This window comes from Solimonas variicoloris DSM 15731 (assembly GCF_000382285.1).
Taxonomy (GTDB): Bacteria; Pseudomonadota; Gammaproteobacteria; order Nevskiales; family Nevskiaceae; genus Solimonas; species Solimonas variicoloris.
The window spans coordinates 63,730-88,353 of the sequence record NZ_KB907936.1; the positions used below are offsets into that span (position 1 = coordinate 63,730).

At 67.6% G+C, this 24,624-nt stretch carries 26 protein-coding genes and 1 tRNA gene; 11 read left to right on the plus strand and 16 right to left on the minus strand.

Going from position 1 to position 24,624, the window contains the following annotated elements; translation table 11 throughout:
• Positions 1–3: 3 nt before the first annotated feature.
• From H149_RS0113585 to hemP, 3 genes are read right to left on the minus strand one after another with little or no spacing between them, the layout of a single operon-like run.
• Complete coding sequence (locus H149_RS0113585; RefSeq protein WP_020650314.1) at positions 4–780, minus strand: heme ABC transporter ATP-binding protein; 777 nt, start codon at positions 778–780, stop codon at positions 4–6.
• Entirely contained in the window at positions 780–1,817 is a 1,038-nt protein-coding gene (locus H149_RS0113590; protein WP_020650315.1) for a FecCD family ABC transporter permease, read from the minus strand. The genes H149_RS0113585 and H149_RS0113590 overlap by 1 nt, the downstream gene beginning before the upstream one ends.
• Positions 1,818–1,854: 37 nt before the next feature.
• Positions 1,855–2,034, minus strand: a complete 180-nt coding sequence (gene hemP / locus H149_RS0113595; protein ID WP_020650316.1) for a hemin uptake protein HemP — start codon at positions 2,032–2,034, stop codon at positions 1,855–1,857.
• 143 nt (positions 2,035–2,177) lie between these two features.
• Here hemP and H149_RS0113605 point away from each other — a divergent pair.
• A tRNA-Leu gene (locus H149_RS0113605) sits at positions 2,178–2,262 on the plus strand.
• Between the two features lie 104 nt (positions 2,263–2,366).
• Positions 2,367–3,953, plus strand: coding sequence for a DUF6538 domain-containing protein (locus H149_RS0113610; protein WP_169518352.1), 1,587 nt, complete (start codon positions 2,367–2,369; stop codon positions 3,951–3,953).
• Between the two features lie 80 nt (positions 3,954–4,033).
• Here the strand turns inward: H149_RS0113610 and H149_RS0113615 are convergent, their stop codons facing one another.
• From H149_RS0113615 to H149_RS22270, 9 genes are all read right to left on the minus strand, one after another.
• Positions 4,034–7,555, minus strand: coding sequence for a hypothetical protein (locus H149_RS0113615; protein WP_020650318.1), 3,522 nt, complete (start codon positions 7,553–7,555; stop codon positions 4,034–4,036).
• Positions 7,556–7,733: 178 nt separating this feature from the next.
• The gene (locus tag H149_RS0113620; RefSeq protein WP_020650319.1) at positions 7,734–8,102 is read right to left on the minus strand and encodes a hypothetical protein; all 369 of its coding nucleotides are present in this window, start codon (positions 8,100–8,102) and stop codon (positions 7,734–7,736) included.
• 126 nt (positions 8,103–8,228) lie between these two features.
• The gene (locus H149_RS0113625) at positions 8,229–8,465 is read right to left on the minus strand and encodes a hypothetical protein (protein WP_020650320.1); all 237 of its coding nucleotides are present in this window, start codon (positions 8,463–8,465) and stop codon (positions 8,229–8,231) included.
• Between the two features lie 42 nt (positions 8,466–8,507).
• Positions 8,508–9,551 carry a hypothetical protein gene (locus tag H149_RS0113630; RefSeq protein WP_020650321.1) on the minus strand — a complete coding sequence of 348 codons (1,044 nt, stop codon included), beginning with the start codon at positions 9,549–9,551 and terminating at the stop codon, positions 8,508–8,510.
• Positions 9,548–9,793 (minus strand): hypothetical protein, encoded by a 246-nt coding sequence (locus H149_RS23280; protein ID WP_154654807.1) that lies wholly within the window; start codon positions 9,791–9,793, stop codon positions 9,548–9,550. The genes H149_RS0113630 and H149_RS23280 overlap by 4 nt, the downstream gene beginning before the upstream one ends.
• Positions 9,790–10,530, minus strand: a complete 741-nt coding sequence (locus tag H149_RS0113635; protein ID WP_154654808.1) for a hypothetical protein — start codon at positions 10,528–10,530, stop codon at positions 9,790–9,792. The genes H149_RS23280 and H149_RS0113635 overlap by 4 nt, the downstream gene beginning before the upstream one ends.
• Before the next feature lie 220 nt (positions 10,531–10,750).
• Positions 10,751–11,506 carry a ParB/RepB/Spo0J family partition protein gene (locus H149_RS0113640; RefSeq protein ID WP_020650323.1) on the minus strand — a complete coding sequence of 252 codons (756 nt, stop codon included), beginning with the start codon at positions 11,504–11,506 and terminating at the stop codon, positions 10,751–10,753.
• Positions 11,503–11,763: a hypothetical protein gene (locus H149_RS22265; RefSeq protein ID WP_154654809.1), complete on the minus strand. Its 261-nt coding sequence runs from the start codon at positions 11,761–11,763 to the stop codon at positions 11,503–11,505. The genes H149_RS0113640 and H149_RS22265 overlap by 4 nt, the downstream gene beginning before the upstream one ends.
• A gap of 32 nt (positions 11,764–11,795) precedes the next feature.
• Positions 11,796–12,158, minus strand: coding sequence for a hypothetical protein (locus H149_RS22270; protein ID WP_020650325.1), 363 nt, complete (start codon positions 12,156–12,158; stop codon positions 11,796–11,798).
• Between the two features lie 307 nt (positions 12,159–12,465).
• On the opposite strand from H149_RS22270, the gene H149_RS0113650 reads away from it, so the two are divergent.
• Positions 12,466–12,852 carry a hypothetical protein gene (locus tag H149_RS0113650; protein ID WP_020650326.1) on the plus strand — a complete coding sequence of 129 codons (387 nt, stop codon included), beginning with the start codon at positions 12,466–12,468 and terminating at the stop codon, positions 12,850–12,852.
• 60 nt (positions 12,853–12,912) lie between these two features.
• On the opposite strand, the gene H149_RS23285 is transcribed toward H149_RS0113650, so the two are convergent.
• Both H149_RS23285 and H149_RS0113665 read right to left on the minus strand, forming a co-directional pair.
• Positions 12,913–13,071 carry a hypothetical protein gene (locus H149_RS23285; RefSeq protein WP_020650327.1) on the minus strand — a complete coding sequence of 53 codons (159 nt, stop codon included), beginning with the start codon at positions 13,069–13,071 and terminating at the stop codon, positions 12,913–12,915.
• 462 nt (positions 13,072–13,533) lie between these two features.
• A complete protein-coding gene (locus tag H149_RS0113665) occupies positions 13,534–14,112 on the minus strand; it encodes a recombinase family protein (RefSeq protein WP_026353161.1) in 579 nt (192 codons plus the stop codon).
• A gap of 470 nt (positions 14,113–14,582) precedes the next feature.
• On the opposite strand from H149_RS0113665, the gene tig reads away from it, so the two are divergent.
• The 4 genes from tig to H149_RS21035 all read left to right on the plus strand — a co-directional run bounded on the left by tig (position 14,583) and on the right by H149_RS21035 (position 18,541).
• Positions 14,583–15,908: a trigger factor gene (tig, locus tag H149_RS0113670; RefSeq protein WP_020650329.1), complete on the plus strand. Its 1,326-nt coding sequence runs from the start codon at positions 14,583–14,585 to the stop codon at positions 15,906–15,908.
• A gap of 118 nt (positions 15,909–16,026) precedes the next feature.
• Positions 16,027–16,647 carry an ATP-dependent Clp endopeptidase proteolytic subunit ClpP gene (gene clpP / locus H149_RS0113675; protein ID WP_020650330.1) on the plus strand — a complete coding sequence of 207 codons (621 nt, stop codon included), beginning with the start codon at positions 16,027–16,029 and terminating at the stop codon, positions 16,645–16,647.
• 99 nt (positions 16,648–16,746) lie between these two features.
• Complete coding sequence (clpX, locus tag H149_RS0113680; RefSeq protein WP_020650331.1) at positions 16,747–18,018, plus strand: ATP-dependent Clp protease ATP-binding subunit ClpX; 1,272 nt, start codon at positions 16,747–16,749, stop codon at positions 18,016–18,018.
• Positions 18,002–18,541 (plus strand): thermonuclease family protein, encoded by a 540-nt coding sequence (locus H149_RS21035; RefSeq protein WP_154654811.1) that lies wholly within the window; start codon positions 18,002–18,004, stop codon positions 18,539–18,541. Before clpX ends, H149_RS21035 begins: the two co-directional genes overlap by 17 nt.
• Positions 18,542–18,564: 23 nt before the next feature.
• Here the strand turns inward: H149_RS21035 and H149_RS0113690 are convergent, their stop codons facing one another.
• Positions 18,565–19,455, minus strand: a complete 891-nt coding sequence (locus H149_RS0113690; RefSeq protein WP_020650333.1) for a LysR family transcriptional regulator — start codon at positions 19,453–19,455, stop codon at positions 18,565–18,567.
• A gap of 131 nt (positions 19,456–19,586) precedes the next feature.
• On the opposite strand from H149_RS0113690, the gene cysC reads away from it, so the two are divergent.
• The 3 genes from cysC (at position 19,587) to H149_RS0113705 (ending at position 22,513) form a co-directional block, all read left to right on the plus strand.
• On the plus strand, positions 19,587–20,204 hold the full coding sequence (gene cysC, locus H149_RS0113695) for an adenylyl-sulfate kinase (RefSeq protein WP_020650334.1): 618 nt from the start codon (positions 19,587–19,589) through the stop codon (positions 20,202–20,204).
• A gap of 40 nt (positions 20,205–20,244) precedes the next feature.
• A complete protein-coding gene (gene sat / locus H149_RS0113700) occupies positions 20,245–21,441 on the plus strand; it encodes a sulfate adenylyltransferase (protein ID WP_020650335.1) in 1,197 nt (398 codons plus the stop codon).
• Between the two features lie 91 nt (positions 21,442–21,532).
• The gene (locus H149_RS0113705; protein ID WP_020650336.1) at positions 21,533–22,513 is read left to right on the plus strand and encodes a hypothetical protein; all 981 of its coding nucleotides are present in this window, start codon (positions 21,533–21,535) and stop codon (positions 22,511–22,513) included.
• A 53-nt stretch (positions 22,514–22,566) separates the two neighbouring features.
• Here H149_RS0113705 and tsgA read toward each other — a convergent pair whose 3' ends face one another.
• Positions 22,567–23,796 carry an MFS transporter TsgA gene (gene tsgA, locus H149_RS21040; protein WP_169518354.1) on the minus strand — a complete coding sequence of 410 codons (1,230 nt, stop codon included), beginning with the start codon at positions 23,794–23,796 and terminating at the stop codon, positions 22,567–22,569.
• Between the two features lie 96 nt (positions 23,797–23,892).
• On the opposite strand from tsgA, the gene H149_RS22275 reads away from it, so the two are divergent.
• On the plus strand, positions 23,893–24,618 hold the full coding sequence (locus H149_RS22275) for a GntR family transcriptional regulator (RefSeq protein ID WP_020650338.1): 726 nt from the start codon (positions 23,893–23,895) through the stop codon (positions 24,616–24,618).
• Positions 24,619–24,624 lie beyond the last annotated feature (6 nt).

Genomic DNA, 24,624 nt, shown 5'->3' on the forward strand with positions numbered 1-24,624 from the left:
GCCTCAGTCACGGGCGACGGCCAGCCAGCGCTGGCCGTCGCTGCCGTCGATGCGCTGCGTGGCCAGGCCGTAAACCTCGCGCATCAGCGCCGGATCGAGAATCGTGCGGGGCTCGCCGTGCGCGAACAGGCGCCCGCCGCGCAGGACGCTGACCTCGTCGGCGTAAGCCAGCACCAGATTCGGATCGTGCAGCACGGCGATCACCCCTACGCCGCGCGCAGCCCAGGCGCGCGCGAGGCGCAGGCAGGCGTGCTGGAAGGTGAGGTCGAGATGTGCGGTCGGCTCGTCGAGCAGCAGGTAACGTGGGCCCTCCGCCTCGTCCCAGATCTGGGCCAGGACGCGCGCCAGCTGCACGCGGGCGCGCTCGCCGCCTGACAGCTCCGGATAGCGACGCGCCGCCAGGTGCGCGGCGCCGGCGGAGTCCAGAGCCGCCGCGACGATCGCGCGCTCGGCTGGCGGCGTCCGCCGGCGTGCGTGCAGGCGGCCCAGCGCGACGACTTCCGTCGCGCTGAACGCGAACGCGAGGCCGTGCTGCTGCGGCAGCAGCGCGCGGCGGCGCGCCAGTTCGGCGGCGGGCCAGTCGGCGAGCGGGCGGCCGCCCAGCATCACGCTGCCCTGCGTTGCCGGCCACTCGCGGGCGAGCAGGCGCAGCAGGGTCGACTTGCCGGCGCCGTTCGGGCCGATGACGGCGTGCAGGCGGCCCGGCGCAAAGCGCTGGCTGACGGCGGCCAGCAGGTCATGGCCGTGCCGCGCGTGGCCGAGATCGCAGGTTTCGAGCATCAGGCCAGATCCGGCGAACGTCGCCAGCGCAGCAGCAGGGCGAGAAAGAACGGCGCGCCGAGCAGCGCACAGACGATGCCGACCGGAACCTCGGTCGGCTGCAGCGCGAGCCGGGCGACGGTGTCGGCGCAGCCGAGCAGGGCGGCGCCGCCGAGGAACGACAGCGGCAGCAGCGCGCGATGGTCGGGGCCGAGACGCATGCGCAGCATGTGCGGCACCATCAGGCCGATGAAGCCGATGACGCCGGCGACGGCGACGGCGAGCGCTGTGCAGACCACGCCGAGTGCGATCGCGCGGCGCTTCAGCGCCGCCACGTCGACGCCGATGTGCGCGGCTTCGGCTTCGCCGAGCAGCAGCGCGTTCAATGCCGGGGCGTCGCGCCACAGCTGCAGCGCAGCGGCGATGATCAGTGGCGCCGCGATCGCGAGCTCCGCCCAGCCGGCGCGCCCGAGCGAACCGAACAGCCACAGGGTGATCGCGCGCAGCGTCGGATCGTTGGCGGCGTAGGCGATCAGGCCGAGCAGGCCGGCGGCGAAGGCGTTGACCGCCAGGCCGGCGAGCAGCAGCGTGACCGGTTGCGGATCGCCGTCGACGCGCGCGATGCCGAGCACCAGCGCGGCGCTGGCCAGGCCGCCGAGCAGCGCCGCGAGGCCGATCAGGGCCTGCGCCGGTAACGGCCCGGCGGCTTGCGAGCCGAGCAGGGCAAGGCAGGCGGCGGCGGCGACCGCGGCGCCGCCGGAGACGCCGATGAAGCTCGGGTCGGCGAGCGGATTGCGCAGCACCGCCTGGAAGCTGCAGCCGGCGATCGCCAGGCCGCCGCCGACCAGCATCGCCGCCAGCGCGCGCGGCAGGCGCAGTGCATGGATCACGGTGCGCTCGGTCGGATCGAGCGTGTCGGGACGGAACAGGCCGGCGAGCACGTGGCTGGCCGGGATCGTCAGCGGGCCGCTCGCGAGCGCCCAGACGAAGGCCGCGACGGCGACGGCGGCGAGCAACAGGCCGCAGCGCAGCGGCGTGAGACGGAAGGCGGGAATCATTGCGGCCGGCATTGTGCCAGCCGCTTCGCTCGCCGGCCTATTTATTGAGGATCAGGCGGTCATTGCGCGTGCGCAGCAGCCGGTACTCCTGGCCGCGATGCTCGATGACCAGCTCGCGCGAGCCGCGCAGCAGTTCGTCGCTGCGCACGCGCGGCGCGAGGCCGTCGCGGCTCGGGATGATCGGGGTGCTCGGCGGGGTGGCGCGGAAGTCGTCCATGGCGTCTCTCCTGGGATGAGTCTCAAATGATAATCATTATCATTTGATAGTCAATGAGGATGATGGGCGCCGCCGCTCCCGCTTGCCGGCGGATCCTGCCCCGAGCCACCGCGGCCTGAGCCACTGATATACTCACGCGCTTCGCGAGAGTGGCGGAATTGGTAGACGCACTGGATTTAGGTTCCAGCGCCGCAAGGCGTGCGAGTTCGAGTCTCGCCTTTCGCACCAGTCCCGTTTTCTTCTGGATCAAGAACTTACGGTATATCAAGGGCTTGCGTGGTCCCCCTGAGTCCATACAGGTGGTCCAAACGAGCCCCAAAATGCCCCGCGTCATGAGCGTCTGGAAACACCCGACCCACGGCGTTTTTTACCTCCGCGAACCGGTGCCCGAGGACGTGCGACAGCGGGTCGGGAAGGCGACCTACAAGCGATCTCTCGGCACCAAGGACCGCGCCGAAGCTCGCCGCCGTTACCCGGACGCACTGGCCGTCTTCACCGCATGGGTCGAGGGTGTCCGGCAGGGGCCTAGAACGCTCACCAGCGCCGAAGTAGAGGGCCTGGTAGGCAAGTGGTACACCGCCTGCCTGGACGCTTTCTCACGTGATCCCCGGCCCCTCGCGGGCCTCCCCGAATTCATCCAGTGGTCCGCCGGCATCAACGCGCGCGGCCACGTGCTGGCGTCCCTCATGGTCCGCCCGACGCCCGACGATCTCCGCCGGGGCTTCATCGGCCCCGAAGTGGACGCACTGGTCGCCGCCGAGGGCTTGCTTGTGGACGAGGCGTCGCATGCGCGTCTGTGTGAGCGGCTGACCGTTCGCCTTGGCGATCTACTACGTCGGCTGAACGTCCGCATGCTCGGTGACTACAGCCCCGACCCGGTCGTGCAGCAGTTCCCCGCATGGACCCCGGCGGTGCCCGCAGGGGCCGCGCAGCAGGACCCCGACCGCCTGACTTTCGCGGGGATGCTCTCCCGCTGGGACAAGCGCGCGCAGCGCTCCCCTAAAACGGTCCGGGAATACCGCAACGCTGTGCAGGACTTCGCCGCCTTCGTCGGTCATGACGATCCTGCGCGGGTCGAGACGCACGACGTAGAGCGGTGGCGCGACGCTTTGAAGGCTCGCGGTCTCAGGACTGCGACGGTACAGAAAAAGATGCTTGCGGCCTTGTCGGCGGTCTACGCGGCATCACAAGGGACGGGTAGGGGGAGGCTGTCCGCAAACCCGGTCGACGGGGCGTGGTATCAGGGCCGCGTGTTCTCCGACAGCACGAAGCGGCGTCCGTACACCACCGCCGAGTTGTCTGCGATCCTCAAGGCTGCGCGGCGCGAGTCTCGTCCTGAACTGCGCTGGTTCCCTTGGCTCATGGCCTACACCGGTCTGCGGCACCGTGAGGCCGCCCAGCTGGTCAAGGAAGACATCCGAACGCGCGACGGCATCCACTACGTCGACGTGAACACCGACCACGCCCACAAGCGCGTGAAGGGGAAGCCCGGCCACGAGTCGGCATCGGTGCGTGACGTGCCGCTGCATCGTGACGTGATCGCCGAGGGGTTCCTTGCGTACGTGGACTCGCTGCCTGCTGGTGCCTTGCTGTTCCCCCGCATTGCTCCGAGGGCGGACGGCGGGGACAACCAAGGCCGCCCCGTGCAGACGATGCGCGAGTGGCTGCGCGTGGTCTCCGGCGCGAAGGGGAAAGAGCACGCACCCGTCCACTCGTTTAGGCACAGCTTCGAAGACCTTCTCCGTGAAGCGACGCAGGACAGCGAACTGCGCTTGGACATTCAAGGCCGCGAGGATGGAAAGTCTGCGCGCGGCTACGGCGACGGCCACGCGCTGCAAAGGAAGCATGAAGCCGTCGAGCGCATCCCGTCGCTGCTGGATGTGCGTGTGGTGGCTGCACTGCTAGACCGCGGCGGTTGACGCTCCGGCGCCGCCACTGGCGTTGTGAAAAAATCGCCGAGCGCCCCCGAAGGAGACGCCCGGCAATTAGTACCGCATACCTACCGCGCCGCTACTGCATCACCGCCGGGCTGCCGGATCAATTGCAGCATCTCGTCGCGCCTGTACTGCACCCACGCCGCCCGTAGCTCCGGGAACTCTTGGAGCACCCGCGCCCGCGCCATCGAGCGCACGCCGTTGGCGACCGACCGGACGACTTCCACGCGGCCGGCATCGCTCAGGCGCTCGTAGCTTGGCAACGTCATCGCCTGCGCCAGTCGGTCACGCATTCCTAGTTCACTGTGTAGCTCAAGGAAGCGGTCATAGGCGCTTTGCCCCTTGGCGTTCCTGTAGGACGTCCAGTCGACGCGCCCCGTTACCTTCGGGGGCCTCGTCAGCTTCTCCCCGGTCACGTTGAGTAGCCGCACAAGTTCGTCGCCGAGTCGGTCTCCTTTCTCGTGTCGGATCGCCCACGGCAGGACCCCACCGACGTCGGACGCCTGCGTGATCTCGCCGAGGATGTTCCGCTGTGGGTCGAGCTGGTCACTGAAGCCGGGGACGCGATTCAGCGCTGCGTCGGTCACCGAGCGCACCTCGCGCATGTACGGGTCATCCTTCAGTCCGTTGAGGTATCCCGAGAACGGCACGAAGCCCGACGCGTAACTGTTGATGACGCGCTTCCAGCGATCCGCGCCGCCCTCGCTACCGTCGAACAGCGCCCCCATTACGTCCGCGATGCTGCGGAGATAGGAGCGGTTCGAGAGGTTGCGGCTGAACGCTACCAAGGCCATCTGAGCGAGGTCGTCCGCTTCTCGTTGAGGGATCATCCGCCCGAGGTCTGCAAGGTCCGCCGCGATGCCGAAGAACATCCCGAACGGGTCCATGCGGTTGTATGACACCCACGCGTCGCCGATCTTGATGCTGTACGGCTGATACCCGGCGTTGACCCATAGCTTCTTCGTCTCGGCGTTCTGTGGACCCATGCCGGTGACGCGTCCTTGTTCGGCGAGCAGCGCCGCGACGCTGTAGAACGCCGCGCCCGTCGTGAGACGCGCCGCCGCCATCGCCCGGCGCTGTCCGCCTGCGGCAAGGTCTCGATACAGCTCCGCGTGCAGTCCCGACCGATAGGCCCAGTCGGCGATAACGTTGGAGGGCGTCTTGACGAAGGGCAGCACAAGCCGCATCCACGGGTTCACGTTGGCGAGGGCCTGAATGCTGGCCCCTAGCTTGCCCGGCGTAAGCGGCTGCGTGAACGTCGCTTCCTGCGCATACCGCAGGGCGTCCGCGTCCAGCGGCCTGCCTAGGGCGTCGTAAGCGGACCCCGTTGCGGGGTCGACAGCTGCATTCATCTTGCGGCTTACGAAGTCTTGAAGGTCGGTGCCGGATAGCCCGGCTTCCATGCCCTCGGCCTGTGCCTTGGCCGTGACACGAGCCCGGTAGACGACTTGCTTGAAGAACTCGTCAGTCGTGCCGAGTAGGCGGGTAGGGTAGTTCAGCAGTGCGTCGCCGGCCTTGATGATCGCCGCCGCGTACTGTCCGTTTTCGATCGCCTGCGCCAGTGCTTCCGCTGACACCTGCCGGTAGCTCTGCGTGTCCCGGCTCGTGGCCTTTGCGTCGAGGATGTTGTCGCCGGTGTTCAGCGCCTTGCGCGCTAGCTGCCATGCGGCGACGGTCTGGTGTGCCATTTCCGCGAAGGTCTGGGCGGCGACCCTGCGCTGCGTCGCATTGCCCGAGTAGACGCCCGCGAGGTAGTCCTCGCCGGCCTGTACCGCACCGCGCACGAAGTTGGACGTCGCATTGACGATGTGTGTGGCCGGCCCGGACAGGATCGCATTGATCCAGTAGCGCGTGACCAGCTCCCCCGCGCGGTCGAACCGCGAGAGGCGCGAGGCCGCCAAGACTTGCTCAGGCGTACCGGAAATCACCACCTTGGCGAGCTTCTTGACCGCCGCGGCGTCCATCTGCGACACACCGGAGAAGTTCCCCGCCTCAATCGCCTTGGTCATGGCCGGGCTCAGGCGGGCACCGAGGCGCCCGGCGGACACCGCGCGGGCCGTCCCCGACTGCACAGCCTTCGTCATTGCCTGAACGTTCGCCAGGAACTCAGCGCGTCGCGCGAACTCGCCGCGCACCTCGTCCATGTTCTTGAACTCCGCGCCGTGCGTTTCGCTGTCGATCATCTGCCCGAGGCGCTTCACGGAGTCCGCGAGGGACAGCGTGAAGTTCTTGTAGGCGTACAGCCGCGCCTCGACGGCCTTCATGCTCTTGGCGTCCTGCGTGAGCATCGCGATGAACTGCCCCGGATCATTGCCGGTCATCCGTGCCATGTTGTTGGCCGCGGCCCGCACGGTCTCGAAGCTGCGCACCTCCCCGCCGCGCGCAGCGTCGATCTGCGTGCGGTACTTCTCGCCGATATCCTCCATGATGCGGAGCGCCGTCGTGACACCGTCCCCGCCCGCCTGGATGATCTTGTCGACGTTGAAGTCGTGCTTCGCCTTGAAGAACGCGTCGAAGGGGTCGCCGAGCTTCGGGGCCGAAGCGTCGGACGCCATCACCGTGTCCTCGATGGTTCGCGCGAGGTCGGCGCGGCTCGCGTCGTCCAGGACAACGGCCGGGTTCTTCAGCACCGCCGGAGCCTTCGGGGCCTCCGCGGCAACCTGTGCGACGCTGGCGCTGCGTCCCTCCGCGCCGGTCACGTCCTGGACCAACGCGTCGACGGTCGCGGAGTTCGTGACCTTCGTGCGTGACGCCTCGGCGGTGGTCGCCTTGACCGCCTCGGCCGCATCGGCGTCGGCCAGCGCGTGCAGATGGTTCTCCGCATCCAAGACGCGGCCCTGCTTGGCCGCCCGCAGCGCCTTGAGGCCGCCGAGGAGCATGTCGATCGGGACGCCCACGACGACGTCGGCCAGTGCGTTCTTCAGACGCGCCTCGCTGGCGCTGTCGTCTTCGTGCGCCGCGAAGAAATCAGCGACGGGGTTCTGAAGCGACGGGAACTGCTGAACGAAGTTGGCCACGTTACCGTCGTACGGGTCGAACGCGACCGCCGACACCGTCGCGGACTTCGCCGCGGCGACGCCGATCTTCGCCGTTTTACCGGCGGCGGCCAGCCCCTCGACGGCCTTCTCGGCGCCGGCAAGCCGCGAAAGCTTTCCGAGGCCGACGAGCCCGCCGATGAACTGCACGGCCCCCTCGGTGATCCGACCGGGCAGCGTTTCGGGCGCTGCCGGCGTCACCGCATCCACCGCGGCGTCGCCGAGGTCGTTACGTGCCGCCGCTTCCAGGTCAGCCCGCGGCGTCGCCGGAAGGCCCGCCACGGCGCGGACAGGGTCCACGAGCACGCGATTGAAGGCATCCACGGCGAACTCCGCGGACTCCTTCACGGCCTTGCCGGCGCCGCGAACGGCTGCCCGGCCGACGTCCGCCGCGTAGCCGCCGGCCCCCCGCGGGGGCTCGGGGGCGAGAACCCGCTGCGCCTGTCCGACGCCGTACTTCTCGTCGAACTTGTCGGCGAGCTGCGGGTTTGCCTTGAGGTACTGGACGGCAGCGCCGGGGATCGGCGGCGCAGCGAGTTCATTGGTTTTCATGGGGGCACTTGAGAGGAAAAAGAAAAAGAAAAGGCCCGCACATGGCGGGCCGGTGGAGGTGCTGTTTTGCGTGCGTCGCTTCCGCGTCGGTGCGCTCGCCGTATCTATTCCTCGGCTTCCTCCGCACGTAGCATCCGCAGCGGAAGCCCGAGGTCGAGAAGCAGCAGGAGCCGGGCGATCATGGCGTGTGCCCCGCGCGGGGCTGGCCTGTCGCGGTCGTCGCGATCTGGTCGTCCTTGTAAATGGCGCCGAGCTTCCCCGCTTCCATGATGAGTTCGAGCGTTCGGCGCATTTCGCCGGTGCGGTTTGTCTCGGCGTGCGTGTGGTCGTTCGTCTCAGATTCAGGGAGTGCCGGCGCGGTCTGGCTGGGGCGCGAGAGGTTCCCGAAGACGGGGCCTAAGTGGAAATAAAGTGCCCCGCTGGTCCTCCAGAAATCGAGCCGCCACGCCGCGCCGCGCTCCATCCAGAGTTCACCTGCCGGGGGAAGTTGGACGTAGACGGTGCGGCGTGACAGCTCAATGGTGATGCCGAAGGCTTTGATGCGCATGGCTGTGTCTCAGGTCGACCGACAAGGCGTCGGCGACTGCTGAGTATTCACACGCCGCTGCGGCGCGCAAAAGCGATCAGCTGCCTGATATTCGCAGGAGGGGATTGATTCCGCTCCCGGATCGAATCACTCCGGCTGCGCGGCGTTGTGGAGCAGACGCAGATGGATGTGCCGCGCATCCGGGCCGTCCGCATAGACCGGCGTCGCGCCGAGCCGTACCACGGTGCCGCCGAGTGCGTTGCGAGCGATTGTGAACGCTTCGGCGGTGGTCCGCGATTCACCGTCGACGAGAACGGCGGTGCCTGCCGGAATCGTGACGACTTCGCGCAGCTGGTGGATCGGCAGAAGTTCGTTGTTCTGCATGAAAGGAATCCTCTTTCGGATGGGTTTTTTGGGGGGTGCTTGCTACTTCACCGCGACGACTTCGACGAGCCCCGCGCGCACGGCGGCGGGCAATTCCATCTGTCCCACGCCCGGCACAGTGACGAGCGTTCGGCCGCCTTGGCGCTGGACCGAGATGTCATCGACGCCGGAGACTTCAGCCGGCACCGCTCCGCTGCTCACTTTGCCGAGATAGTCGAGCATCGCGGCGCGGCCCAGCTCGGCGTAACCGGCCACGCTGCCGAGCTGGACCTGATTGCGCATAGCGTCCTTCAGAGCGCCGGGTTTCTGCTCACGAGCGAATTTCCAGACCTGTTCCGCAGGCAAGCCCCAGCGCTCGGCGACCTGCGCGGCCTGCGCTTCGTACCCGGCCCGCATCGTGGCGATCTGCTCCCGGACCGCCGCCGGCTCCTTGCTGAGACGGGCCGCAAGCTGATTGACGGCCATCTCGCTCGCGTTGCCCTCGGCAATGAACTGCTGCGCGACGCGCGCAGCCTCATCGGCGGCGCCTTCATATTCGCTACGCAGCGCTTCCGTGCGCTCGTCAAGCTCAGGGAAGCTAGGGGCGTCCGCCTGTTCTGCCTTCGGTGCCTCCTGCGCGCTCTGCGGGGCCTCAACGATGCCGCCGCGCGCATCGGTGGCGCCGGTCTCGCGATAGAAGCCGCCGGCATCGCGGCTCAGGAAGCCCAGCCGCTCCGCTTCGGCGACGCGCATCTCGATGCCGCCCACGGTCACGACGTCGCCCGCCCCGATCTCGGAGGCGGCCAGTGCTCGACCACCGTTTGCCTTGCGGGCCGACGCGAGGACCGCGCGGCCATCGCCGGGCATCGGGGCGTCGACATAGACCGCATTCGAGAAGGCGCCGCGCGTCTCAACGCTGCGCGCTTCGCTGCTCTGCTGCTGCTGCTGATCGGGGCGGACGATCGGTGCCGGGCCTTCGTGTCCGCCGCGCACGGAGATCGCATTCGACTCTCGGCGTACGGCCGCATCAACGCCCGCCGCGCCTTCGCGCTGGCTGTTCGTCTGGTACATCTCGACGCGGTGAAAGTCGGTGAATTTATCGGTCATGCTGGCTGCTCCGTTGAATAGATGTCGCGATTCGCTGCGACGGCCTGCCGGTGCTCCGGCGAGTCATCGCGACAGTGAGGATGCTGCGTAAAAAAGCGGTGGGCCTTGGCTGCGTTCGGTGAATACAGCCACCACCGGCGCGGGCCGTACTTCCGAATCGCGGCATCCGCCGCTTGGTTGTGCCAGGCGACGCCGAACGCTTGGTTCGGGAATCGCTTCGGACGCGAGGTGCGTAGGGTCATGCTGGGTTTCCTTCGGCGCCGACGAATGGCGCCTGCATGGCGTGGATGGGGACCGGCTCGCGCTCGCGATCTGCTCGCCGCACGATGGCCTCTGCGGCGGCAACGAGCAGGGGGATCAGCGTGTTGTTCACGAGGCTGCCGGCATAAAGCCGCAGCTGCGACGAGTGGCCGATGGTCCGCGTAGCTCGCCGCCCGGCCTTGGTGTAGTAGCCGCGACGACAGGCCAGCCGCAGGATGTGGGCGCCGACCTGATAATCCGTAAAGCGTCGATCAGGTAGCCGCGTCGGCTGGTACTTCCCGAACAGATGCACGGCCAGCGCGGCACTCAGGACCTGCTGCGGCGTGACGCCTTCGCGGGCCGCGCGTCCTTTCCATGCCTGCCATCGCATCTCCATCGGGGTGCCCGAGGAGAAGGCGAGGGCGGGGGCGTTCCGGCAGGATTCCAGCTGACCTTCGATCCAGCCGAGCGCCGCCCGAACACCGACGTGCCCGGCACGGTCCTGTTCCATCACGAACGCCGCAGCACGTGCGAGAAAAGGCTTCAGCTCGACCTTGGAGATGGCCGCCGCCGTGGGGTGTCCTTGGCGTGAGCGCCGATCTTGATGCCGACGGCACCAGCTGCCGAAGCGATCCACATCGCGGCCGCAGTTCGGGACCGCGCAGCGAGTGTGGGCGCTTCGCTGCATGGCCTTGACGATTTTGTCGGGCCGGCTGCCTACGGGTTTCCTACGTGCCAATTCAGTGCTCCAAAAATGACGAAGCCGCCCTGCGGCGGCCTGTGTGTGGTGAGGGTTGATCCGCCCCCTTGGTGGTGTGCTGGCTTGGTCATTTATTGGCCAATGAGTTTTCGCGCACTGAGGGCTGAAACGTAGCTGTGATGCGGGTCTCCGGGCCGCGTGTACTACCTGACTGTGAAATTTTCACAAACCGCTCGGAAACGTAGCTGTGAAGCGGCTTTCACGCGTGGCCAGTGTCCTGCATCCACTGAGCGTCGGGCAGTGTGCCGGCGGGGCCTTTCCGTATGGCTGCGAGGGTTGCTTGCAGCTCCCGCGCGAGCGCCGTGCGTGTCCGCCGGTCGCTGAGGTGGGGCACGGCGGCACGAAGCTCCCTAAGCGCCGTCTGTGCCCGCTCCACCGCTGCCCGATTCGCATCCGCTGCGGGGTCGAAGGGCGCCGCCTGATCCCCGCCGGGTTCCCCGCTGGTCATCTCGGCGTGCACCTTCGGCCGATCTTGCTCCAGCCAGTTCAACACGGTGCGGTAGGACACCCTGCCGGCAAGTGGTCCTGCTGCAAGCTCACGACTCGACATGACGCGGCCCTGGCCTTTCCGATGGGCATTCGCGTCTACGAACATCAACAGGCAGCGGCGTAGGTCCTTCTTGGACAGTCCGAGGCCGTGGGTCATGTTCGACGCCAGCGCGAGCCTTACCGCGTCCGCGTGGCTCAGTCCTTCGACGCAGTGCGCCTTGATCTCGTGCCCGCCGTTCTTGCGGACAGCTGCCAGCCGATGCGCGCCAGACAGTAGGACGTAGGCGCCGCCTAGCGCGGTGACAACGATCGGCGGGAAGGTCACGCCCTGCGCCATCGCTTCGGCGTATTCGCGGACCTTCCGGGGGTCAGTGCCGTCCTCGCGGACTTGATAAGCCGGCAGCTCGGCGACGTCGGCGATACCCAGCGTGATCGGCTTGGGCTCGACGGCGGCCCCGGCGTTCACCAGAGTGCCCCCGCCGGCTCATCGAAGGAAGGGATGCCCTCCATCAGCTTCTTAAGCCCCGCGCCGTGGTTGTGCATGTCGAGGCTGCCGAGGGTCGCTAGCGAGACACCCGAATCAGCGAGGAATCGCTGCGCCGCCACCAGCTCGGCCGCAGTGGCATCCCCGGCCGCTTCGAGGTTCCGCACGTGGTGCTTCAGCGCCGCCCGCCAAAGACGCCGCAGCAGCGCCACGTCGTCCTCGGGGGCGCTCTGGGGCACTTGCGGGTCCTCCTGCTGTTTCGCCCGCCGGGTCATCGCGAGGCCCCTTCGAGTGCCCGCAGGTGATCCGCATGGGTGTGTGCCGCGACGATGAACGGCAGCAGAGCGCGCGCGCGCGGCTCGTCCTCGACCGCGTCGGCGATCTCGTTCGCCAGCAATCGCACGGCGGCGCGTTCCATTGCTGCTTGTGACAGCGTGGCGCCGTACATGCGCTGGGCCAGTGCCGTGGCGATCTGGAGCTTCGCAGCTTCGTGGTCCCGCAGGCGCATGAATCGAAGGGGCTTGTCGAGGTCCGGACGCCCGCGCGGCGTCGGGATCAGGCTCCGGCATTCAGCGCGGAGGGTCGGCCAGAAGGCGGGTTCGTAGGGCTGCTTGGTCAATGTGGAAGTGCTCATGGTGGTAAGGCTTCTAAGTTGCAAAAAAGGGGGCAACCGAGGGGCTGCCTTGTGTGGGGCAGGTGGCCGGTCGTGTGCATAGACGGGCCATAATTCCAAGTGATTGATTTCACTAGGATGTCCGTCAGGTGCCCTGTAGGCGTCCCCGTGGTGCCGAATCAAAGAGACAAACCCGCGTTACGCGCGCTTGGCGGGCGCTGCTGTGCCCGGATGGTGTGCAGCCGCGCGCGCACCGCTCGCCTGTACGCACACGGCGCCGTTTTCAGCGACGGTGCGTGCCTGTTACCTTCTGAAAAAGGGGGGCGCTGTGGAATCTTCGGACGCTGTTGCGACGGACTCGCGGTTCTACGCAAGGGCTGAACTCGCGGAGCGCGTCGGCTGGGTCGCTTTCTTGGGGCTACTGTTGGCGGGCTACGCGCTCAACAGCCTGTTCCTGTTCCAGCTGGCGACTTTTTTCGGGCCGCTCTTTGCCGCTTGGTGGCACTTCCGCTACTGGCGCGCATCGCGCGGCGACGGACCACCGTTTGGTCTGCTCGTGGTCTGTGTGCTGCTGGCCATCGCGTACTTCTGGTCGAGCTTGGATAACGCCTCGCGGTGGGGCTACTTGAAGCGCCGCTGTGAGGCATCCGCCGACGGCATGGTGCGGGCTGGTAGCGTGTGCGAGCTGATCGTCGCTGAGGCGCCGGCCGACTGATTTGCCGCCGCGGCCCCGCGCTTGGCGGGCGCTCTCGTTACGTCCTGCGCTCCGTGCTTTCTACGCCGTGCAGTACCGCTTAACTGTGGCCGTGCTGGCCTCAAAGTGTTCGGCGGTCTCTTTGATGCTCGCGCTGTTCTCCTTGCGCCGCGCCTGCACGGCCCGCGTGCCGTGCTCGGCAAACCAGACCAGCGCACGTTCCAGACAGCCCGTCGTCATGGCTTTTCGCTCGTCGGCGAGGACTTCGGTGTAGGCCGGACGGCTGTGATCGTCTACGGCCAGGTGCGGGACTTCCCAGCCGGCACCCCGCGGGTGGTCGCGCCGATCGCCGGTGACACGGTGCCGGTCCTTTCGATCCGCCCGAGCTTCTTGGTATCCAGGTGCAGCATCTCGCCCGGTCGCTCGCGCTCGTAGCGCACGACGACAGGCCGCGGCTCCATCGGCGGTAATCGGCTCCAGCCGTTGCTGGCTACAAACCGACGCACCGTCGCGTGCGGTCGTCCCAAGGCTGCGGCGATGTCGCGGATCGGCCAGCGAGCGGACCGCATCGCCAGCGCCTGGTCTCGTTCCTCGGTGGGTAGCGCGCAACGGACCCGACGCGGCCGACCGAAGCGGTCCCGAAGTCCCTTTTCACCTTCACAGCCGGATGCACAACCTAGCGAACCTTCACATTCAGGGGGCTCAGGCAGGCCCGGCAAGCGCCCGGTAGATCGACTGCCGGCTCGTCCCGTATTCCTTCGCCAGCGTCGACACCGACGCGCCCGCCGCATGCTGCGCGCGCACCTTGGCGGCCTTCTCGGCATCCAGCGAGGCCCTGCGGCCGACCTTGACCCCTTGGGCGACCGCTCGCTGCATCCCGGAGCGAGTGCGTTCCTTGAGTAGGTCTAGCTCGAACTCGGCCACCGCGTTGATGACCTGCATCGTCATCTTCCCGGCTGCGCTCGTCAGATCGACGCCGCCGAGCGCAAGGCAGTGGACCCGCACCCCTTGCTCCGCCAGCTCTTCGACGGTCTGGCGCACGTCTACGGCGTTACGGCCGAGGCGGTCCAGCTTGGTGACGACGAGCACGTCCCCGCGTTCCAGTCTCTCGCGCAGCTTTCGCAAGCCGGGCCGCTGCCGGGCATGGCTCGACCCGCTGATCGTCTCGGCGACGATGCGGTGCGGCTGCACATCGAAGCCGGCCGCCTTGATCTCCCTGACTTGGTTCTCGGTGGTCTGGTCGGCAGTGGACACTCGGCAGTAGGCAAAGACTCGGGACAAGTTCGGTTCTCCAGTGTACGAAATGGGTGTCCGCATCTTACCCATGCGTCCGTTATTGTCAACCCTAGGTTATGGACGGTGTCCCGACGGGTGTCCGAAAAGGACCCGTTTCGGACAGCGCTGGAGCCCTCTGCGGTGCGCCAGCCGGACCACCCCTGTTGTTCCGCTGGCCGACCGGGCACCCCCTACGGGGGGAAGCCGACCGCCGCCGTAACGGTATTGCCTCCTCGGATTTTTCGGCCCGAACATCGCGGGCACTGCGTGTCTCGCTCTGCACTCGACTGCGCTACAATCCCGCGGCTACGGCCTAGGTGGTCCTCCGCATGGGTCCGGCGCATCCGCTTAGGTGGTGCGCAAGCGTCTGATTTATCAAGAAAGTTCGGCGATATGCGGGGCGTTCGAGTCTCGCCTTTCGCACCAGAGCCGCTTTCGAAGAAAGCCAAAACTCACAAGACCTCAGAGTGTTAGAAATGGAAGTTCATGTCGATTCGCCGGGCGGACTGCGCCGGCAGATGCGTGTCCGTGTGCCCGCCGAGCAGGTCGCCAAGGCGGTCGATGAGCGTCTCAACAAGCTGGCCCGCCGTGCCAAGCTGCCGGGCTTCCGCCCGGGCAAGGCGCCGCGCAAGGTCGTCGAGCAGCAATATGGCGATTCGGCGCGCATGGAGGCGATCTCCGATCTGGTCAACCAGACCTATCCGCAGGCGCTGAGTCAGGCGGGCGTCAATCCGGCCGGCCAGCCGCAGATCGACATCACCGCCGAGAAGGCGGGCGAGGCCTTCGAGTACGTCGCGCACTTCGAGGTCTATCCGGAAATCCAGCTGACCGCGCTCGATGCGCTGCAGATCGAGAAGCCGGCGGTCGAGGTGACCGAAGCCGACATCGACCGCCTCATCGGCAATCTGCGCAAGGCGCGTCGCGAGTTCAACGATGTGAGCCGCGCGACGCAGAACGGCGACCTGGTCAAGATCGACTTCCTCGGCAAGGTCGACGGCGAGGCCTTCGCCGGCGGCGAAGGCAAGGACGTGCAGTTCGAGCTCGGCGAGGGACGTTTCCTGCCGGATCTCGAAAACGGCATCGTCGGTCATGCGGCCGGCGAGACGTTCACCGTCGACGTCAAGTTCCCGGATGACTATCGCGCCGAGAACCTGCGCGGCAAGACGGCGCAGTTCGAGGTGACCGTCAAGGAAGTCCGCGAGCCGAAGCTGCCGGAGATCGATGCCGAGTTCCTCAAGGCCCACCAGGTCGAGGAAGCCGAGGGCGAGGCCGGCCTGCGCGCCAAGTGCAAGGCGGCGCTCGAGAAGGAGCGCGACAAGGCGATTCAGAACCGCCTCAAGAGCCAGGCGCTCGAACAGCTGCTGAAGGCCAATCCGATCGAACTGCCACAGGCGCTGATCCAGCAGGAAATCCCGCGTCTGCGCGAGGAAGCGGCGGCGCGCATGAACATGGCGAACCTCGATCCGGCCAAGCGTTCGCAGCTGCTGCCGGACGCCCTTTTCGAGAAGACGGCGGGTCAGCGCGTGGCGCTCGGCCTGCTGGTCGGCGAAGTCATCAAGGCCAAGGACATCAAGCTCGATACGGCGCGTGTCGACGCCGCGCTCGATGCGATGGCCGCCGACTACGAGCAGCCGGATCAGGTGAAGGCCTACTACCGCTCGCGTCCGGACCTGCTGCAGGGCCTGCGCGCGATGGTGCTCGAGGACCAGGTGGTCGACGCTCTGGTCGCCGGCGTCACGCCGCTCGAAAAGGCGCTGAGCCTCGAAGAGCTGCTCAACCCGCAGGCGGCAGCCGGCGCCTGATTCACGTAGTCTCGGCATCGGGCGGAGCCGCGCCGGCTTGAACGGCGCGGCTCCGCCTCCATGCTGTCTGGGAGCCCGCGCGCTTCCGATCCTCCACCCCCGATTTCCGAGCAACGCCATGACCGACATTGTGACCCGCGCCCAGTACCTCGTCCCGATGGTGATCGAGCAGACTGCCCGCGGCGAGCGCTCGTTCGACATTTATTCGCGCCTGCTCAAGGAGCGCGTGATCTTCATCGTCGGACCGATCGAGGATCACATGGCGAACCTGATCGTGGCGCAGCTGCTGTTCCTCGAATCCGAGAACCCGGACAAGGACATCCACGTCTACATCAACTCGCCGGGCGGTGTGATCACGGCCGGCCTGTCGATCTACGACACGATGAAGTTCATCAAGCCCGACGTGTCGACGATGTGCATCGGCCAGGCGGCCAGCATGGGCGCATTCCTGCTGGGCGCCGGCGCCAAGGGCAAGCGCTTCGCGCTGCCGAATGCGCGGATGATGATCCATCAGCCGTCCGGCGGCGCGCAGGGCCAGGCCAGCGATATCGAGATCCAGGCCCGCGAGATCCTCTACCTGCGCGAGAAGCTCAACAAGCTGATGGCCGAGCACACCGGGCAGCCGCTCGACAAGATCGAGCGCGACGTCGAGCGCGACTATTTCATGAATGCCGAGCAGGCCAAGGAATACGGTCTGATCGACCAGATCCTGGTCCAGCGGGGCGGTTCTGCCGCCTGAACGGCGTTGTCAGGACGCCCGGCGAGGCGAGTTTTGCAGAAAAATGACCCTGTGCTATACAGGAGTCGCCGGGCATCAACGCCCGGATGAGGATGTGAGATGACCAACGAAACGCGGAGCGGCGGTACCCACAGTGGTCGGGTTCTGTACTGCTCCTTCTGCGGCAAGAGCGAGCACGAAGTGCGCAAGCTCATTGCCGGCCCCTCGGTTTACATCTGCGATGAATGCGTTGACCTGTGCAACGACATCATCCGCGAGGAGGTCCACGCCAAGCCGCAGACCAAGGGCCTGCCGAAGCCGCACGAAATCCGCGCGGTCCTCGACGAATACGTGATCGGCCAGGACACCGCCAAGAAGATTCTGTCGGTTGCCGTCTACAACCACTACAAGCGTCTGTCGCTGAAGGGTACGGACGGCGTCGAGATCGCCAAGTCGAACATCCTGCTGATCGGGCCGACCGGCTCGGGCAAGACCTTGCTGGCCGAAACGCTGGCGCGCCTGCTCGACGTGCCGTTCGCGATCGCCGACGCCACGACGCTGACCGAAGCCGGCTACGTCGGCGAGGACGTCGAGAACATCATTGCCCGCCTGCTGCAGAAGTGCGACTACGACGTCGAGAAGGCGCAGCGCGGCATCGTCTACATCGACGAGATCGACAAGATCTCGCGCAAGAGCGAGAACCCCAGCATCACGCGTGACGTGTCGGGCGAGGGCGTGCAGCAGGCGCTGCTCAAGCTCGTCGAAGGCACGATCGCCAGCGTGCCGCCGCAGGGCGGCCGCAAGCATCCGCAGCAGGAGTTCCTGCAGGTCAACACGGCCGGCATCCTGTTCATCTGCGGCGGTGCGTTCGCGGGCCTCGACAAGGTGATCCAGCAGCGCTCGGAACGCACCGGCATCGGCTTCTCCGCCGAGGTGAAGTCGGAGAAGGACAGCCGGCACGTCAACCAGCTGATGGCCAAGGTCGAGCCGGACGATCTGATCCGCTTCGGCATGATCCCGGAGTTCATCGGCCGTCTGCCGGTCTGCGCGGTACTCGAGGAGCTCGACGAGGAAGCGCTGATGTCGATCCTCAAGGAGCCGAAGAACGCGCTGGTCAAGCAGTACGCCAAGCTGTTCAACATGGAAGGCGTGCAGTTGGAGATCCGCGAGGACGCGCTGCGTGCGATCTCGCGCAAGGCCAAGGAGCGCAAGACCGGCGCCCGCGGCCTGCGCACGATCATGGAAAACATGCTGCTCGACGTCATGTACGACCTGCCGTCGATGCAGAACGTCAGCAAGGTCGTCGTCGACGAGGCGGTCGTCAAGGGCGAAGCCAAGCCGTTCATCGTCTACGAGAACAATGAAGCCAAGCCGCGTGAAAGCGCTGCCTGAGCTGCGTGCCGTGTACGCCAAAGAGCCCCGCATCGCGGGGCTCTTTGCGTTGCGGCCGCTGTTCTGGGCGCTGCTGCTGGCGCTATGCGCCTGGCCGGCGGCAGCCTGGGAGTGCGATGCGGCGCAGGTGCTGCGCGTGCACGACGGCGATACCGTCACGATGCGCTGCGAGTCTGGCAAGCCGGTGAAGCTGCGCCTGGCGTCGGTCGATGCGCCGGAGCTGCATCAGGCTGGCGGCGCGGCGTCGCGCGACGCGCTGGCGGCGCTGCTGGCGCACGGCACGGTGCGCGTGCAGTCGCGCGCCGTCGATCGCTACGAGCGCGTCATCGCCGAGCTGCGTGTCGATGGCGAGGAGGTCGGCCTGCGTCTCGTCGAGCAGGGCCAGGCCTGGTGCGGGATGCGGCCGAGCGCGGCCTGCCGTGCCGCGCAGGCGGCGGCGCGCTCGGCGGGACGCGGCCTGTGGGCGGAGCCGTCGCCGCAGGCGCCGTGGCAGTGGCGCCGCGCGCATCCGCGCACCGACTGAAAGCGTCGCCGCGACAGCCCGCTTCAGGTGGCGGGTACCGCCTGTCGCACGAATGGCAGGAAGGCTTCCAGCGACGGGCTCGGCCACATGTTCTTGAGCTGCACGCGATACAGCGGCCGCACGATGCGCAGGTCCTTGACCGGCACCACCGCCAGCGTGCGCGCCCGCAGCTCGGTGCGGACCGCGAGCGCCGACAGGATCGCGACGCCGGCGCCGGTCGCGACGGTGTGCTTGATCGCCTCGGTGCTGGCCAGCGTCATCGCCGGGCGTACCACGAGGCCGCGTTCGGTAAGTGCCCGCTCGGTGACGGCGCGCGTGCCCGAGCCGGTTTCGTGCATCAGCAGCGGCAGCTTCGCCAGCGCGGCGAGCGTGAGGGGCTTCGGCCCGATCGCCGGATGGCGCGGCGCGGCGATCAGCACCAGCTCGTCCTGCGCGAACACCTGATAGTCGAGCACGTCGCTGCGCTCGATGCCCTCGGCGAAGCCGATGTCGATTTCGCCGGCGAGCAGCTTGTCCTCGATCGCCTGGGTGTTCTCGACCTGCAGGCTCAGCTCGACGCCCGGATGCTCACGACGATATGCGGCGAGCGCCTTGGGCAGGACGTAGGCGCCGATCGTGCGGCTGGCGCCGATCGCGATGCGTCCGCGCGCGACGCGGCGCAGGTCGCGCAGCGCCTGCTCGGCCTCGGCTTCGATCGCGAACAGGCGGTTGGCGTAGCCGAACAGCAGTCGCCCGGCCTCGGTCAGGCGCATGCCGCGCGGCAGGCGCTGGAACAGCGCGACGCCGAGCGTGCGTTCGAACTCGCCGAGCTGCTTGGATACCGCGGACTGGCTGACGTGCAGTTCGCGCGCGCCGCCGCTGACGCTGCCGGCGGCGGCGACGGCGCGGAAGATCGCCAGGTGATTGAGGTTCATGGAACGTCGATCCTGCCATGAATAAAAGAGAACGAAGGCTTGAATATATTGCCTTTTAAACATGTCAGGCCAGCGCCTATCATGTCGGCCTTCGTCGCCGTCGCGACGCTTCCACCGCCTGCAGAACGATCATGACCATCCAGAAAGCGACCAACGTCCATTGGCACGAAGGCGAGGTGACCCGCGCCGACCGCGGCAAGCTGCTCGGCCAGAAGGGCGCGACCCTCTGGTTCACCGGCCTGTCCGGCTCCGGCAAGAGCACGGTCGCCGTGGCGCTCGAAAAGGTGCTGCATGCGCAGGGCCGCCTCGCGTACCGCCTCGACGGCGACAACGTGCGCATGGGCATCAACAAGAATCTCGGCTTTTCGGCCGAGGATCGCGCCGAGAACATCCGCCGCATCGGCGAAGTCGCCAAGCTGTTCGTCGACGCCGGCGTGATCGTGCTGTCGAGCTTCGTCTCGCCGTACCGCGCCGACCGCGATCTGGTGCGCAAGCTGCACGAGGACGCCGGCATGGATTTCATCGAGGTCTACGTCGACGTGCCGCTCGAAGAGGCCGAGAAGCGCGACCCCAAGGGCCTCTACAAGAAGGCGCGCGCCGGCGAGATCAAGAATTTCACCGGCATCAGCGATCCGTACGAGGCGCCGGAGAAGCCGGAACTGGTGCTGCCGAGCCACCAGATGAGCCTCGAAGCCGAAGTCGAGGCCCTGCTCGAACTGCTCGCCGCACGCGGCATCGTCGCTGCCTGATTCTTTCCGTTCTTCCGAATTCCGTTACCGAGCCCTATCGATGATCAAGCCCCACGGTTCCGACGCGCTGCAGCCGCGTTTCGTCTACGACACCGCCAAGCACGAGGCCCTCAGCAAGGAAGCCGAGACGCTGCCGAGCCTGCTGCTGAACTCCGCCGCCGCCGCCAATGCGGTGATGCTCGGCGCCGGCTACTTCAATCCGCTGTCCGGCTACATGAACCTCGCCGACGCGCTGAGCGTCGCCAAGAACCTGAAGACCACGTCGGGCCTGTTCTGGCCGGTGCCGATCGTCAATCTCACCCGGGACAGCGGCATCAAGGCTGGCCAGCGCATCGCCCTGCGCGACCCGAACGTCGAGGGCCACCCGGTGCTCGCGGTGATGGACGTGCAGGGCGTTGAGCAGGTCAGCGACGAGCAGCTGCGCGAGATGGCCAAGGAGATCTTCGGCAACCTCGATGACAAGCATCCGGGCGTGAAGACCTTCCTGTCGCTCGGTAACACGCTGCTGTCCGGCCCGATCGACGTGCTGAACTTCAGCTATTTCCAGACCGAGTTCCCCGACACCTTCCGCACTGCCGTCGAAATCCGCAACGAGATCGCCGAGCGCGGCTGGAAGAAGGTTGTGGCGTTCCAGACGCGCAACCCGATGCACCGCGCCCACGAAGAGCTGTGCCGCATGGCGCACGAGCGTCTCGGCACCGACGGCATCGTCATTCACATGCTGCTCGGCAAGCTCAAGGAAGGCGACATTCCGGCGCCGGTGCGCGACGCCTGCATTCGCACGATGGTCGAGCACTACTTCCCGAAGAACACGGTGATGATCACCGGCTACGGCTTCGACATGCTCTACGCCGGCCCGCGCGAAGCCGTGCTGCACGCGGTGTTCCGTCAGAACATGGGCGCCGATTACCTGATCGTCGGCCGCGATCACGCCGGTGTCGGCGACTACTACGGTCCCTTTGACGCGCAGACGATCTTCGACGAGAAGGTGCCGAAGGGCGCGCTGCAGATCGAGATCTTCCGCGCCGACAACACCGCCTTCAGCAAGAAGCTCGGTCGCGTCGTGATGATGCGCGAGGCGCCGGATCACGTGCCCGACGACTTCGTCGCGCTGTCGGGCACCAAGGTGCGCCAGATGCTCGGTGCCGGCATCGCGCCGCCGCCGGAATTCTCGCGTCCGGAAGTGGCGAAGGTGCTGATGGAGTATTACCAGATCGAAGACGCCAAGAAGGCCTGAGACGCGCGCCGGGCCGGGTCTGCCGCGCAGATCCGGTCGCCCGCGTGGGGGTGGGTGATGGTCCGGCGAGGCCGGGTGCCGTGAGGACGAAATGGCTTACATCGACGTATTCAATGGCGACGCCGACGGCATCTGCGCGCTGACACAGCTGCATCTCGCCGAGCCGCGCGACGCGCGGCTCGTCACCGGCGTCAAGCGCGACATCGAGCTGCTCGACCAGGTCGAAGCCTCGGCCGGCGATCGCGTCACGGTGCTCGACATCTCGCTCGACAAGAACCGCGACGGCGTCGTGCGCCTGCTCGCCGCCGGCGCGGAGGTGTTCTACGTCGATCATCACTTCGCCGGCGCCATTCCGGACGCCGGCACGCAGGGCGGGCGCCTGACGGCGATCATCAACGAGGCGCCGGACGTCTGCACCAGCCTGCTCGTCAACGGGCATCTCAAGAACCGCTACCTGGCCTGGGCCGTGGTCGGCGCGTTCGGCGACAACCTGAAGAGCAGTGCCGAGACGATGGCCCGCGGCCTGTCCGTCAGCGAGGCGCAGCTGCGCCAGCTCGAAGAGCTGGGCACCTATCTCAACTACAACGGCTACGGCGAATCGGTCGGCGATCTGCACTTCGCGCCGGATGCGCTGTTCCGCCTCGTCAGCCGGCACGAATCGCCGCTCGAGTTCATCGCCGGCGACGGCCGCCGGTACTTCGAGCAGCTCGCCGACGGCTACAGGACCGACATGGACCATGCCGCGGCGATGCGCCCGCAGGCCGGCTCGACCGAGGACGCGGCGCTGTTCATCCTGCCGGATGCGCCCTGGGCGCGCCGCGTCAGCGGCGTCTACAGCAACGACCTGGTCAACCAGTATCCGGATCGCGCGCACGCCGTGCTGACCGAGAAGGCCAACGGCCACTATCTGATCAGCGTGCGCGCGCCGCTGAACCGCAAGAAGGGCGCCGACGAGCTGTGCCGTCGCTTCCCGACCGGCGGCGGCCGTGCCGCGGCGGCGGGCATCAATGATCTGCCGGCGGCGCAGCTTGGGGAGTTCGCGCGCCAGTTCGCCGCGCAGTTCGCACGCTGAAGGCGTAAACGAAAAGCCGCGCCGCGGGCCTGCCGCGGCGCGGCTTTTTGCGTTCAGCCGGCCGGCGTCGCCGGTGCGGAGGCCTCGGCGGCCTGCGGCCGTCGCGTGCTCTGAGCCAGGCCGACGAGCACGGCGGTGGCGAGATAGCAGGCGCTCGCGAACTGCAGCGCCAGCGTCGTGTCGCCGAGCGCCACGAGGCGCGCGCTCAGCGCCGGACTCAGCGCCGTGCCGAGCGTGCCGGCGAAGATCAGCGTCGACACCATGCGCGCCGGCGGCCGCGCCAGCAGGCTCGTCGCGTAGCTGATGCAGAGCTTGAGGATGCCGGCGTTGATCAGCCCGAACACCAGCGCATTGAGGCGCAGCGCGGCGACGCCGTGCAGCAGCCAGAACAGCGCCGAGTCGAGCACCGCGAGTGGCACGATCAGGTTCAGCAGCAGGCGTGGCGAGAAGCGCAGGCTCAACCCGACCAGCACGATCTGGCCGATCGCCATGCCGGTCCAGTAGCGGCTCACCACGTCCGCGCCGGCCGCCAGATCGGCGCCGAGTGCGGTCTGCAAATGATTCGGCAGCCACAGGAACAGCGAGACCTGGCCGAGCATGTAGGCGAACAGGGCGACGGCGCAGAGCACGGCGCCGAGCGGCCAGCGCGTGGCGCCGTCGCTCTGCGATCCGCCGGCCGCCGGATAACGGCAGGACATCGCCAGCGCGACGACTGCGAGCGACACCGCGGCGAGCGCCGCGTAGGCCGCGCTCCAGCGCCAGCCGGCGGCGATCGCGGCGCCGGCCAGCAGCGGACAGAGCACGCCGGCGAGGCTGAAGGACACGTCGGTCGACAGCAGCGCCGCGGCGCGGCGCTCGGGGGAATAGATCAGCGTCAGCGTGATCGCCGCGCCGGCGAGGCCGAGGCCGCAGGCGAGGCCGAGCAGACCGAGCAGCGGCGCCAGCGCGTTCCAGTCATCGACCAGCAGGATCGCGCCGATCAGCAGCGCGAGCGTCAGGTACGAGCCCGCGAACAGGCGCCGCAGCGGCAGCCAGCCATAGCCGAACAGGCTCAGCAGCGAGCCGCAGAAGATGCCGCCGGTGAACCATGAGAAGCGCGCCGCCGCGTCCGCGACCGGCAGGCTGAAGTGCGCGGCGAGCGCGCCGGTGACGACGCCGGTCTGCGACAGCAGGCCGGACATCGCGAAGTAGGCGAGGAAGCTGGCCAGCGTCAGCCGGCCGCGGTTGTCGGTGGCGTGGCGGAGCCACTGCATCGGTACGGCGGCGGAGCGGGAAGGGCGCATCGAAGGCTCGGTGGCGTTGACCGGTGCCCCGAGCATAGCCTAGGATTTCCAGAAAGGTAAGACGTCTGACGTCTTACGAATAAACGAGGAATCGACATGAAAGCCGCCAACGTCTCGTCCCGCGTCACCGAAGCCAGGCGCCGGCTCGAAGCCCTGATTCGCGAGACCGACGGAGATCGCCTGCCGTCCGAAGATGCGCTCGCGACCCAGCTCGGCGTCAGCCGGCCGACCGTGCGCGCCGCGCTCGGCGAACTGGAGGCGGCCGGCTACATCCAGCGCCGCCACGGCCGCGGCACCTTCATCAATCCGGTCGCCGCCCGCATCGAGGCGCGGCTGGAGCTGTGGGAGGAATTCAGCGCGCTGGTCGCGCGGGCCGGCTTCGCGCCCTCGGTGCGCGTGCTCGGCACCGAGCGCCGGGCGATGCCGGCCGACATCGCCCGCGCGCTCGGTCACGAGCCCGGCGCCGAAGCCTGGGCCGTGCGCCGCGTGTTCCTCGCCGACGGCCAGCCGGCGATCCACTGCGAGGACTTCGTGCCCTGCGCGCTGCTGCCCGACGATTTCGATCCGGCCGAGCTGAGCCGCGACGACACCTTCCACGTGCTCGCCGCGCATCGTCATCCGCCGATCGACTACGCGTTCTCGCGCGTCAGCGCCCAGCTCGCGCAGGCGCGTCTGGCCCGCGATCTCGATCTGGCCGAAGGCACGCCGCTGCTGTCGTTCACCAGCACGGCCTATCGCGCCGACAACCGCCCGGTGTTCGCCTGCGTCGAGCACTACCGGCCCGGCATCGTCGACTTCAGCCTGCTGCGCCGCCACGTCTGAGCACCG